The sequence below is a fragment of the Labrys sp. HAY1-8F genome, from assembly GCF_056754975.1.
In genome coordinates this window covers 1711083-1723203 of record NZ_JBPGWZ010000002.1, presented here as the reverse complement: position 1 = coordinate 1723203, position 12121 = coordinate 1711083, and the positions used below count along the sequence as shown (strand labels likewise).

At 63.5% G+C, this 12121-nt stretch carries 10 protein-coding genes; 8 read left to right on the top strand and 2 right to left on the bottom strand.

All coding sequences use genetic code 11. The features are described from left to right. The first annotated feature begins 51 nt into the window (after positions 1–51). The 8 genes from ACR9ZN_RS16965 to ACR9ZN_RS16930 all read left to right on the top strand — a co-directional run bounded on the left by ACR9ZN_RS16965 (position 52) and on the right by ACR9ZN_RS16930 (position 10311). Complete coding sequence (locus ACR9ZN_RS16965; protein WP_454815240.1) at positions 52–1542, top strand: FAD-dependent oxidoreductase; 1491 nt, start codon at positions 52–54, stop codon at positions 1540–1542. 31 nt (positions 1543–1573) lie between these two features. Next, positions 1574–2350 (top strand): 3-ketoacyl-ACP reductase, encoded by a 777-nt coding sequence (locus tag ACR9ZN_RS16960; RefSeq protein WP_454815238.1) that lies wholly within the window; start codon positions 1574–1576, stop codon positions 2348–2350. Positions 2351–2447: 97 nt separating this feature from the next. Then, positions 2448–4061, top strand: coding sequence for a GMC family oxidoreductase (locus tag ACR9ZN_RS16955; RefSeq protein WP_481272734.1), 1614 nt, complete (start codon positions 2448–2450; stop codon positions 4059–4061). A 13-nt stretch (positions 4062–4074) separates the two neighbouring features. Continuing rightward, complete coding sequence (locus tag ACR9ZN_RS16950) at positions 4075–4383, top strand: Dabb family protein (protein ID WP_481272733.1); 309 nt, start codon at positions 4075–4077, stop codon at positions 4381–4383. 298 nt (positions 4384–4681) lie between these two features. Continuing rightward, positions 4682–5386, top strand: a complete 705-nt coding sequence (locus tag ACR9ZN_RS16945; RefSeq protein ID WP_454815234.1) for a TetR/AcrR family transcriptional regulator — start codon at positions 4682–4684, stop codon at positions 5384–5386. Beyond that, on the top strand, positions 5373–6737 hold the full coding sequence (locus tag ACR9ZN_RS16940; RefSeq protein ID WP_481272732.1) for an efflux RND transporter periplasmic adaptor subunit: 1365 nt from the start codon (positions 5373–5375) through the stop codon (positions 6735–6737). Before ACR9ZN_RS16945 ends, ACR9ZN_RS16940 begins: the two co-directional genes overlap by 14 nt. 7 nt (positions 6738–6744) lie before the next feature. Further along, positions 6745–9888 carry an efflux RND transporter permease subunit gene (locus ACR9ZN_RS16935; protein WP_454815230.1) on the top strand — a complete coding sequence of 1048 codons (3144 nt, stop codon included), beginning with the start codon at positions 6745–6747 and terminating at the stop codon, positions 9886–9888. A 126-nt stretch (positions 9889–10014) separates the two neighbouring features. Continuing rightward, the gene (locus tag ACR9ZN_RS16930) at positions 10015–10311 is read left to right on the top strand and encodes a hypothetical protein (protein WP_434957568.1); all 297 of its coding nucleotides are present in this window, start codon (positions 10015–10017) and stop codon (positions 10309–10311) included. A 28-nt stretch (positions 10312–10339) separates the two neighbouring features. Here the strand turns inward: ACR9ZN_RS16930 and ACR9ZN_RS16925 are convergent, their stop codons facing one another. Both ACR9ZN_RS16925 and ACR9ZN_RS16920 read right to left on the bottom strand, forming a co-directional pair. After that, positions 10340–11326, bottom strand: coding sequence for a magnesium transporter CorA family protein (locus tag ACR9ZN_RS16925; protein ID WP_454815227.1), 987 nt, complete (start codon positions 11324–11326; stop codon positions 10340–10342). A gap of 173 nt (positions 11327–11499) precedes the next feature. Continuing rightward, a complete protein-coding gene (locus tag ACR9ZN_RS16920) occupies positions 11500–12117 on the bottom strand; it encodes a hypothetical protein (RefSeq protein WP_481272731.1) in 618 nt (205 codons plus the stop codon). Positions 12118–12121: the final 4 nt, after the last annotated feature.

Below are 12121 nucleotides of genomic sequence, written 5' to 3'. Positions count from 1 at the left end.
CTCGTCGCCTTCGCCATCTCGCCCAACCCTTGTTTTGATCCAGGAGCCTTCATGCCTTCGCCTGACATCGTCATCATCGGCGCCGGCATGGGCGGAGCGACGATGGCTCATGCCCTGGCGCCGAGCGGGGCTGAGATCCTCATCCTGGACAAGGGCGGCCAATTGCCGGACCGGCCGGAGAACCGCGATGCGCGCGCGATCTTCCAGCGGGGTTTTTTCCGCCCTCAGGAGAGCTGGTACGACAGCGACGGCAATCCGTTCAATCCCGGCAATTATTACTGCAACGGCGGCAATACGAAATTCTACGGCGCGGTGCTGCTGCGTTATCGTGCCGAAGATTTCGACGGCATCGCCCATGCCGATGGCGACGCTCCAGCCTGGCCGTTCCGCTACAACGAACTCGCGCCCTATTACGACGAGGCCGAGCGGCTCTACCAGGTGCGGGGCAGGGCTGGCGAGGATCCGACGGAACCGCCGCGCACCGGCGACTTTGCCTTTCCGCCCGTGCCGGACGAACGGGCGATCGCCGAGGTGCGCGAACGCCTCTCCCGCGTTGGGTTGAGGCCCTTCTCCCTGCCGCTCGGTGTCGATATCGACAAGTGGCTCTCGCATGGCCGCACGCCATGGGATGCCTTTCCGGACGCCCGCACCGGCAAGATGGATGCGGAGACCTGCGCGCTGCTGCCGGCGCTCGAACATGCCAATGTGCGGCTGCAGAACCATTGCGAGGTTCGTCGGCTGATCCCGGCCGCCGATGGCCGGCGCATCGAGGCGGTGGAATATCTGGAAGGCGGCGAGCTCAAGCGCGTCACGCCGCGCCTCGTCGTGCTGGCGGCCGGGGCTGTGCGCTCGGCGGCGATCCTGCTGGCCTCCTCGCCTGAGGGGCTCGCCAACAGCTCAGGCATGGTCGGCCGGCATTTCATGAACCACAATCTGTCGGCGATGATCGGGATCGATCCGCGCTTCAACAACGATTCGATCTACCAGAAGACCTTCGCGCTCAATGATTTCTATCTCGGTGACGGCAAAGGCGGCCCACCGCTCGGCAATGTGCAATTGCTCGGGCGTGTCTCCGGCACCATCCTGAAATCGGACCTGCGCAAGGTGCCCGAATTCGTGCTGAATGCCGTGGCGCGCAAGACCATCGATTTCCTGATCATGAGCGAGGACTTGCCGGATCCCTCCAGCCGCGTCCGGCTGGACGGTGAGAAAATCGTGCTGGAATGGCGGCGTTCCAACATGACCGCGCATGAGGGGCTGAAGGTGGCGATGCGCCGGTCCCTGAAGCAGGCCGGTTTTCCGATCGTGCTCACCCACCTGTTCGATCGCAAGACGCCGTCGCATCAATGCGGCACCATCCGTATCGGCGCCGATCCCGCCACGGCGCCGCTCGATCCCTTCGGCCGTGCCTTCGACCATCCCAATTTGTTCGTCGCCGACGCCTCGACCCTGGTAACTTCGGCTGCCGTCAATCCATCCCTGACGGTGGCGGCTTTGTCCCTGCGGACCGCCAAGCACATTCGTGAGCAAGCATATTCGTGAACAAGCATATTCGTGAAACGGAGCTGAACCGATGAGCCGTCCCGTCGTCCTTGTCACCGGTGCCCGGCGCGGCATCGGCCTTGCCATCGCGGTGGCCTTTGCCGAAGGCGGCTATGACATCGCCTTCACCGACATCGTCGACAATGACGATATCGGCGATGCCGAACTGGCGATCGGCCAGGCGGGCGGTGCGGCGCTGTTCTTCCAGAACGACGTCGCGGATCTCGCCAGCCATCAGGGGCTGGTCGACGAGGTGCTGTCGAGCTATGGCCGGCTCGACTGCTTCGTCTCCAATGCCGGCATCGGCTCGCCGGTACGCGGCGACCTCCTCGATCTCGAACCCGGCAATTTCGACCGGGTGATGAACGTCAACATGCGCGGGGCAATGTTTCTCAGCCAGGTGGTGGCCCGCACCATGCTGAAGCTGCCCCCGCCGCAAAAGCCCGTACGCAACCGCTCCATCCTGTTCATTACCTCGGTTAGCGCCGAAATGGCTTCGCCCGAGCGGGCTGATTATTGCGTCTCCAAGGCCGCGCTTTCCATGTGGGTGAAGAACCTTGCCGTCCGGTTGGCACCGGACAGCATCCCCGTGTTCGAGATCCGTCCGGGCGTGATCCGCACCGAGATGACGGCCGCGGTCGCCGACAAATACCAGGCCATCATCGACGGGGGGCTGGTGCCTGCCCGGCGCTGGGGGGAAGGGGCCGACGTCGCCCAGATGGCGCTGGCGCTTGCCGGCAGTTCCTTCGGTTTCGCCACTGGCAGTGCCATCGCCTGCGACGGCGCACTCTCGATCTCGAGGCTGTGATGACGTCCGGGTGCGCGGGCACCTTGCCCGCTCGTCGAAACGGTGCACTTGCGGAGACGAAGAGCGGACAGGACGTCCGCGCACCCGGGAGTGTCCTATGACCGATTACATCATCGTCGGGGCGGGGCCGGCTGGCTGCGCCCTGGCGGCGCGGCTGAGCGAGGATCCGGCCGTCAAGGTTCTGCTGATCGAAGCGGGCGGGCGCGACAGCCATCCCTTCTTCCACATGCCGGCGGGCTTTGCCAAGATGACCAAGGGCATCGCGAGTTGGGGCTGGTCCACGGTGCCCCAGAAGCATCTGGACGGACGGGTGCTCTGGTACACCCAGGCCAAAGTGCTGGGGGGCGGCTCCTCGATCAATGCGCAGATCTATACCCGCGGCAATCCGCGCGACTATGACATCTGGGCCTATGTGCATCGCTGCCAAGGCTGGAGCTATGCTGAGGTGCTGCCCTATTTCAAACGGGCCGAGGACAATCAGCGATTCATCGACAGCTACCATGCCGCCGGTGGACCGCTTGGCGTCTCCATTCCCATCAATCCCTTGCCGATCAACGAGGCCTTCATCCGTGCCGGCCAGGAATATGGCTTGCCTTACAATGCCGATTTCAACGGCGCCAGCCAGGAGGGTGTCGGCCATTACCAGGTCACGGTGCGCAATGCCCGGCGCTCTTCCGCCGCGGCCGCCTATCTGAAGCCGATCGAAGGCAAGCGGCCGAACCTCACCGTCCGCACCGATGGCATGGTGACGCGTATCCTCGTCGAGAAGGGGCGGGCGGTCGGTGTCGAGATCGCCGGGAAGGACGGTAGGAGCAAGATACGCTGCGAGCGCGAGGTCATCGTCGCCTCCGGCGCCATCGGTTCGCCGCGCCTGCTCATGCTGTCCGGCATCGGGCCGGCGGCCCACCTCAAAGAGGTTGGCATCGATGTGGTGCACGATCTGCCCGGCGTCGGCGAGAATTTGCAGGACCATCTCGATCTCTATGTCATCGCCGAATGCACCGGCGACCACACCTATGACAACGTCGCCAAGCCCCACCGCACCGCCTGGGCCGGGCTGCAATATCTCCTGTTCAAGAAAGGGCCGGTGGCTTCGACCCTGTTCGAGACCGGTGGCTTTGCCTATGCCGACAAGGCTGCCCGCTCGCCCGACATCCAGTTCCATCTCGGCTCGGGCTCAGGCATCGAGGCCGGTGTCGCCCGGCTGCGCAATGCCGGCGTCACCTTGAACTCTGCGTTCCTGCAGCCGCGTTCGCGCGGCACCGTGCGGCTCAGATCCGCCGATCCCGCCGACCATCCCCTCATAGATCCCAATTACTGGTCCGATCCCTACGACAAGGCAATGTCGCTGGAGGGACTGCGCATGGCGCGTGAGATCCTTCGCCAGAAGGCCCTCGCCCCTTTCATTCTGGCCGAACGCATGCCGGGGCCGGACAAGGTCAGCGAGGCGGAATTGAGTGACTATGCCTGCCGGACCAGCAAGACCGACCACCACCCCGCCGGCACCTGCAAGATGGGTGTCGACGACATGGCCGTGGTGACGCCCGAGCTCAAGGTAAGGGGGCTCGAGGGCTTGCGTGTCTGCGACGCCTCGGTCATGCCGATCGTCAACTCTTCCAACACCAACGCGCCCACCATCATGATCGGAGAGAAGGGCGCCGATCTCATCGCGGGTAGGCAACCGCTCCCCGCCGTCAATTTCGGATCTTGAGCAGGAGAACACCATGATCCGCCATATCGTTCTTGCCCGTTTGCGGACGGATCTGCCGCAAGCTGAGGTCGTGGCACTGCTGTCGGCCATTCGCGGCATGAAAACCGAGATTCCGGGAATCCTGCATATAGAAGTCGGCGCCGACAACAGCCCCGAAGGTCTGGCGCGCGGCTATGGCCATGCCTTCACTGTGGACTTCGTCGACGCAGCGGCCCGCGACGCCTATCTGCCCCATCCGCATCACGCCAAGGTGGCCCAGGCGCTCGTCGCCGCGACGCAAGGCGGTGTCGATGGCCTGTTGGTGCTCGACTTCGAAGCCTGACCGCGGGAGTTACATTCCTGTTGGCGTTCCGGTCGGCCTCTCGGTCCGGCTGTGCGGAGTGCCAGCGTCACAACCGATTGTTAACCGCAATACCAAGCCCTTTTCGCATCGCGGAGGGGGCTTTTTGCGCTGATTCGCGTGGATTTGGCCGCCGTTTCCGCGCAGGCGTACGTCTTTCGCCTTAATTCCGCCGCCGGATGGGAAGCATCATCCCGCCCGTCCATACGGGTGTGACTTGGTTTCTTGTACAATCTCTGATACTGAGAATGAACGTTCATTCTCGTTCGGGGTTGTGATAGTGGCGATCGAAGCAGGGGTGGTGGTGCCGCCACCCGCGGTGGCAAAGGGAATCGACGCGCGTCGAACTCACATTCTCGATGCCTTCGAGGTGTGCATCCAGCGCACAGGATTCCATCGCACCACCATGCAGGACGTTGCCAGGGAAGCCGGCATGAGCGCCGGCAATCTCTACCGCTACTTTCCCTCCAAGGAGGCCTTGGTGTCGGGCCTGATTGAGCGCGATCGCGAACGTTTCAGTGCCGATTTCATGAATGTGGCGCGTTCCAACGATGTCATGGGGTCCTTCGTCGCGCTGGGGCGCAAGCATTTCCTCGAAACGCCGCGCGAGCGCTGCGTCCAGTTCATGGAAATCTGGGCGGAGGCCAGCCGCAACCCACAGGTGGCGGAGATGTGCGCGGCCGTCGACAAGGAAGTGAACGACTTCATGGTCGCGATCCTGGAGGCGGCCAAGACCTCAGGCCAGATCCCCACATCGGTGGACAGCGCGGCTGTGATCACCGTGCTTTCGGCCATGGGAGACGGCATGTTCACCCGTCGCGCCCTGGAGCCGGATTTCGATGTCGAGGACGGTTTTCGGCTGTTGGTGAACGTTATGGACGCCTTGATGTCGGGAAAGATCCCGCTCGATCGTCCTTTGCCTGCGATTTCAGATTCTCCGGGCGAGCAGCCCGTTTCAGAGGAACAGCTCCATGTCCGCGGTTGAAAAGCAGAACCGGCCCGAACGCGATGGCGAGCGGCAGCGGCGGGACGGGGGCTTTGTCGATGAGGCGAGCCTCACGGCGGTGCGTCTGTCGGGGCATGCCCAGCATGCACCGACCGATTATCGGCGAACTCCCTGGTATACGAAACTTACCATCCTGGTGCTTGTCGTCATCGCCGTGGCTGCGGCTCTCTATGCCTATCGCGAGCCCCTGATGGCCCGCCTCAACCCGCCGCCACCGCCTGTGGTGGACGCCAAGCCGCCAGCCGTCACCGTGACGCCGGCCGTGACCGGAGCCATCACCGAGCAGGCGGTGGTGACCGGCAATCTGGCGGCGCGCGAGGAGATTCTGGTGTCGCCCCAGATCGAAGGCTATGCCGTTGACAAGATCATGGTGGAGGAAGGCGATCGCGTCAGCGAAGGCCAAATGCTGGCTGAACTCTCGACCACCACCATCGATACCTCGCTCGCCCAGAATGAGGCTCAGACCGCCAGGGCGGAGGCCGCGATCGCGCAGGCCGAGAGCGCCATAGCCGAAGCCAATGCCAATCGGGAACAGACCGCCAGTGCCTTTGCGCGCTCCAAGGCGCTGGTCCGGACCGGCAATACGACAGCCGAACAGCTCGACCAGCGCGAGGCCGCCGCCAAGATGGCGGACGCGCGTGCGGGAGCGGCCGAACATGCCCTGACCGTCGCCAGGGCCGACAAGAAGCTCGCCGATGCGCAGCGTTCCGAATTGATGGTGCGTCTGGAGCACACCAAGGTGCGCGCACCGGCGGCAGGCGTGATCAGCCGCCGGGTCGCTCGTATCGGTGCGATCGCGTCGGCGTCCGGTGATCCCCTGTTCCGCATCATTCGCGACGGTGACATCGAACTCGCGGCGGACGTATCGGAGGCGACGCTAGCGCGCATCCGGCCGGGCATGACGGCCGAGGTGGCGACGGCGGGCCGCAAGGAGCCTTTCGCGGCTCGCGTGCGCCTGGTTTCGCCCGAGGTCAATTCCGTCACACGCCTGGGCCGCGTGCGTATCGCCATCGACCAGGCGCCGGGCCTGACGATCGGCGCCTTTAGCCGCGCCAGCGTAGCGGTTGCCAGTCATACCGGCGTGCTCGTGCCGCAATCGGCCGTGCTCTATACCGAGGATGGCGCGACGGTGCAGGTCGTGCGTGACGGTGTCGTGGCGACCACGCCCGTCAAGCTCGGCCTGCGTACCGAAAAGCAGGCCGAGGTGGTCGAAGGCGTCAAGGCGGGCGATACGGTGATCGCCACTGCCGGCACCTTCGTGCGCGACGGTGACAGGGTCAGCGCCGTCAGCGGGGCTGATACAGCCCAGCCCGCGACCGAGTCCAAGTGAGGTACCGATGTCGTTCAACGTCTCGGCCTGGTCCATCCGCAATCCGGTGCCTTCGATCGTCCTGTTCGTGGTGCTGATGGCGCTCGGTTGGGTCTCGTTCCAGAACCTGCCGATCACCAAATTCCCCAATATCGATATCCCCGTCATCACTGTGACGGTAACCCAGGTCGGTGCCGCACCTTCCGAGCTGGAGACGCAGGTGACGCGTAAGATCGAGGACGCCGTCACCGGCGTCGCCGGCGTCAAGCATGTGCAGTCGACCATTACGGACTCAACCTCGACGGTTGCCATCGAGTTCTGGCTGGGCACCAACACGGACCGCGTGCTCAACGACGTCAAGGATGCGGTGACCAAGATCCGCACCGAACTGCCGCGCGATATCGAGGAGCCGGTGATCTCGCGCCTCGAAATCGAGTCGCAGTCGATCATGACCTATTCGGCCACGGCACCCGGCATGACGCTGGAACAATTGTCCTGGCATGTCGACAATGTGGTGAAGCGAGACCTGCAGAGCCTGCGCGGCGTCGGCCGCATCGACCGCATAGGCGGCGTGACACGTGAGATCCGGGTGGCCGTCGATCCCGATCGGCTGCTATCGCTCGGCATCACTGCTGCCGACGTCAATCGCGTGCTGAGGGCGACGACCGTCGATCTGTCGGGCGGCAAGGGTGAGGTCGGCAATCGTGAGCAGGCCATTCGTACCCTGGCCGGCGCCCATACGATCGATGAACTCAAGGATACCAAGATCACGCTGCCCGGTGGGCGGCAGGTACGGCTCAACGAGATCGCCAACATCACCGATGCCTATGCGGATCAGACGTCATTCGCCCGGCTGAACGGGTCGACGCCAATCGTTGCCTTCTCGATCTTCCGGTCCAAGGGTGCCAGCGATACGGTGGTGGCCGCAGCGGTCGCCGCCAAGATCCAGGCGCTGCACACGGCCCACCCCGAGGTCAGCTATGCGGTGGTGGACGATGGTGTCGCCTCGACCTATGGCAATTTTGAAGCGGCGATGCAGACTCTGGTGGAAGGCGCCATCCTCGCCGTCATCGTCGTGCTGATTTTCCTGCGCGACTGGCGGGCTACGCTGATCGCCGCCATTGCCTTGCCGCTCTCGGCCATCCCGACCTTCTGGGCGATGAGCGTGATGGGTTTCTCGCTCAACCTCGTCAGCTTGCTCGCCATCACGCTGGTCACGGGTATCCTGGTCGACGACGCCATCGTAGAGATCGAGAACATCGTCCGGCACATGAAGATGGGCAAGTCGCCCTACCGCGCCTCCATCGAGGCGGCGGACGAGATCGGTCTTGCCGTGATGGCGATCACCATGACCATCATCGCCATCTTCGCGCCCGTGAGCTTCATGGGCGGCATCGTCGGTCAATATTTCAAACAGTTCGGCCTGACGGTAGCGGTGGCGGTGTTCTTCTCGCTCCTTGTCGCGCGTCTAATAACGCCGATGATGACCGCCTATTTCCTCAGGCCGCACGCTCATGTCGAGCCGCGGGATGGCTGGATCATGCGGGCCTATACCCGCTTCCTGGAGATGACGCTGGCGCGTTGGTTCTCTCCCTATCTCACCATCCTGGCCGGCTTTGGGCTGCTGATCCTGACCTTCAGGCTGATGGGCTTTCTACCCGAGGGCTTCATCCCGCCGGAGGACAATGCACGCGTGGTCATCTCCGCCGAGATTCCGCCAGGCGGCAAGCTCGAGAGCACCCAGGCCAAGACCGACCAGATCGTTGCCGAGATCCGTAAGGTTCCGGAAGTCGTTCAGGTCTTCGTCATCGGCGGCACCTCGCCGACCGGCGGACTCGATCCGCGCCGGGCCGCCATTTATGTCAAGCTTTCCAAGCGCGAGGATCGGGCGCGCCACCAGCTCGCCATCCAGGATGACATCGCCCATATCCTTACCGCCATTCCCGACTTGCGTGCCTGGCGCGTCAAGGACAATGGTGAGCGTGACGTCAACCTGGCGCTGAAGAGCGATGATCCGAAGGCGCTTGCCCTGGCGGCGTCGCGCCTGGAAGGCGCCATGCGCCATGTGCCCGGCTTCAATAATGTCGCTGCCAATACCGGTCTCGAACGGCCGGAGGTGCGCATCCTGCCGCGAACCGACGATGCCGCGCGCTATGGTATCACCACCGAACAGATCTCGGAGGCGGTGCGTGTGGCGACCATCGGCGACATTGACGCCAATCTGGCCAAGTTCAATGCGGGGGACCGGCTGGTGCCGATCCGCGTGCAGTTGACCGAAGAGTCCCGTGGCAATCTCGGCCTGATCGAGGCGCTCAGCCTGACGACCGCCTCGGGCGGCAGCGTGCCGCTCTCCGCGGTGGCCGACGTCGAGTTCGGCCAGGGGCCGACCTCGATCGAGCGCAACGACCGTCAGCGGCAGATCAAGATCGGCGCCGACTTGCGCAAGGGGCTGGAGATCGGCGAGGCGCTGGATCTGGCCATGGAACTGCCGGAGGCCAAGAACCTGCCCAAGGGCGTGGTCTTTGCACCCACTGGTGACGCCGAAGTGATGGCAGAGGTGTTTTCGGGCTTTGCCATGGCGATGGGGACGGGCCTGCTGATGGTCGCGGGTGTGCTGGTGCTGCTGCTCGGCAGCCCCTTCCACGCCATCACCATCCTGCTCTCCTTGCCGTTGTCGATGCTCGGTGTGGTCCTGGCGCTGCTCGCTACCCACAACTCGATCTCGATGCCGGTGGTGATCGGCATCCTGATGCTGATGGGCATCGTCACCAAGAACGCCATCATGCTGGTCGACTTCGCGGTCGAACGGGTCAAGCATGGCATGCATCGCCATGACGCCATCATCGATGCCGGGCGCAAACGCGCGCGACCGATCGTGATGACCACCATCGCCATGGTGGCCGGCATGATTCCGACAGCGCTGGGGCACGGGGATGGCGGCGAGTTCCGTTCGCCGATGGCGATCGCCGTGATCGGCGGCCTGATCGTCTCCACCTTGCTGTCGTTGATCTTCGTGCCGTCCTTCTATGCGGTCATGGACGATCTCACGCGCGGCATTTCCTTCCTGTTCGGGCCCCTGGTGGGGCCGAAGGATGAGGCAGGGGAAGCCGGCGCGCCTGTGGCTCTGGATAGCGGTCACGGCGGCAGGGGCACGGCCGCCGCGGCGGAATAGGGGACATGGCATGCGTTCGACACCGCCCTGGATGAGACGCCGGCCGCTTGCCCCGGCGTCATCAGGCCCAGGTTTTCCAAGATTCGGGATGCCCCGGCATCATCGAAAGCGACGATCGGGAATCTCATGAATTTCATGCCCTTGCCGGACCGCGATCCGACGCCTCGCGAACGGTCCTATCTAACGGCCCTGGAAGCGGGGGAGCTGAGGCCTTCGATCAGCGGGCAGGCCGGACATATGTGCCGGAAGTTCGGCTGGTGCGAGGCCGTGTTCCATCTACCGGACGGCTCGCAGAAGACACGATCGGAATTGCCCAGCCAGATGGATTCGATTGCGGTGATCAAGGCAGGCTATCGCGCCATCGGCTATTGCCTCACTTCGCGCGGCCGGGCCGCGTTGGCGAGGTCCGTGGCAAAGAAGTAGCAAATCGCCGCTGTGGAATGGCCTGGCGCTACAGCCAGTTCTTCCAGCGGAACAGCACATAGGGGGCGATAGCGACCACCACCATCAGGATCAGGGCCATGGGGTAGCCATGCGCCCATTTGAGTTCCGGCATTCTCTCGAAATTCATGCCGTAGACCGAGGCTACCAGCGTCGGCGGCATGAAGATCACAGCCATCACCGAAAAAAGCTTGATGATGTTGTTCTGCTCGAGATTGACCAGGCCGAGGGTGGCGTCGAGCAGGAACTGGATCTTCCCCGACTGAAAGGTCGCGTGTTCCTCGAGCGATTGCAGGTCGCGCAGTGTCATCTTGACTTCCTCGCGCAGTTCCGAGGGGACCTTGGCGGCTTTGAGGCCAGCCGAGAACCACAATAGCACCCGCTCGATCGAGACCAGGCTTTCACGGCATTTCGAGACGAGATCGCCATGCCGTCCAAGGGCCTGCAAGGTACGCTGCAGGGTGGCGTTGCGATTGCCTTGCTTGACGGCGTCCTTGAACACGCTGCGGGAGAGCGCGTCGAGCCGCTCGCCGGTATCCTGCAGCACTTCGGCTGCACGGTCGATGATGGCGTCGATCAGCCCCGCCATGATCGCCTCGGGACCGCCCGCGCAGCCGCCGGGCTTGACCGCATGGCCGGTATAGGTGGTGAAGGACTTCGGCTCGCTGTAGCGTACCGTCACCAGCACGCTGGCAGTGAGAATGAAGGTTGCCGCTGAAATGGCCGGCTCGCTGGTGTTGACGTTCACCAGGAGGCGCGTGGTCATGTAGCGCGTGCCGTTCTCCGACCAGATGAGTTCGGAGGGCTCGATATCGTCCATGTCCTCATGGGTGGGAATGGAGATGCCGAGCAGCGTCTCGACCTGCTGGTCCTCCTCACGTGTCGGGTTGAGCAGGTCGATCCACAAGACATCCCCCGGGAGGGGCTCGCCGGGTTGCAGTGTATGGGGCAGCAGCCTGTCCTTGGTCGTCGGGCACAAGCGATGCGTGGTAATCATGACAGGCCCTGCGATAAGGGAATGGAGGATTGCCCATCCCGCTAGAGCGTTTTTGCGATTAGGTGTAATCGCCAAGAACCGCAAAATGCTCTGTTTTCAGTAAGTTCAGCCAACGGAACGTGTCAACCCGAACGCATTTTGCTCTAGATGGGAAAGATGACGGCAGCGTGATTTCAATCGGTATCGGTCACAGCCAGCAGGAAGAGCCGCCGATGGCGCTTGTCAAGAACGACGAAAGTCTTGTCCCAAGCAATGTCGTAGAACCAGTCGGTCCAGGCCGTGCTGCTGGTATAGAATGCGATCTCGTCGAAGCGCAGCTCGAACAGGGCGTCACAAAAACGCAAAGCCAATGCCTTTTCCGGCATGCCCGAACCGGTGGCGTGCCAGTACGCGCCGCCATGATAGAGCGCCCGGGCGAGCAGCGTATCCACCTCGAGGCTGTCATGGAGCTCGAATTCGATGTCGGGAAGCGGCGAGGGATCAATTATCAGATCCGGGAGGCCGGCTCGGATGGCTGGGTGGACCAGGAAACGCGCCAGGATGGTATCAAGATGCAGCTGGTTGCGTCCGATATGCCAATCCAAAGCCGGTTCGGCGCCGATTTGGAAAGCCGCGAACAAGGCGTTGCCATTGCAATAGGTCTGGCGAAACCGGGCAAGCACCTCGTCGATCGCCGGAGCCGCGTGCGGGATGGGTGTAATCGCAACATCCGCCAAGGCCTGGTCGAGCTCGGCCTGCGTCGGCCGACGGCCGATATTCCCAGGTCCGGACGGTTCGGCTGCTCCCATCATGCTC

Coding starts and splice junctions, on each gene's coding strand:
- ACR9ZN_RS16965 (WP_454815240.1), top strand. CDS start 52: ATGCCTTCGCCTGACATCGTCATCATCGGCGCCGGCATGGGCGGAGCG.
- ACR9ZN_RS16960 (WP_454815238.1), top strand. CDS start 1,574: ATGAGCCGTCCCGTCGTCCTTGTCACCGGTGCCCGGCGCGGCATCGGC.
- ACR9ZN_RS16955 (WP_481272734.1), top strand. CDS start 2,448: ATGACCGATTACATCATCGTCGGGGCGGGGCCGGCTGGCTGCGCCCTG.
- ACR9ZN_RS16950 (WP_481272733.1), top strand. CDS start 4,075: ATGATCCGCCATATCGTTCTTGCCCGTTTGCGGACGGATCTGCCGCAA.
- ACR9ZN_RS16940 (WP_481272732.1), top strand. CDS start 5,373: ATGTCCGCGGTTGAAAAGCAGAACCGGCCCGAACGCGATGGCGAGCGG.
- ACR9ZN_RS16935 (WP_454815230.1), top strand. CDS start 6,745: ATGTCGTTCAACGTCTCGGCCTGGTCCATCCGCAATCCGGTGCCTTCG.
- ACR9ZN_RS16930 (WP_434957568.1), top strand. CDS start 10,015: ATGAATTTCATGCCCTTGCCGGACCGCGATCCGACGCCTCGCGAACGG.
- ACR9ZN_RS16925 (WP_454815227.1), bottom strand. CDS start 11,326: ATGATTACCACGCATCGCTTGTGCCCGACGACCAAGGACAGGCTGCTG.
- ACR9ZN_RS16920 (WP_481272731.1), bottom strand. CDS start 12,117: ATGATGGGAGCAGCCGAACCGTCCGGACCTGGGAATATCGGCCGTCGG.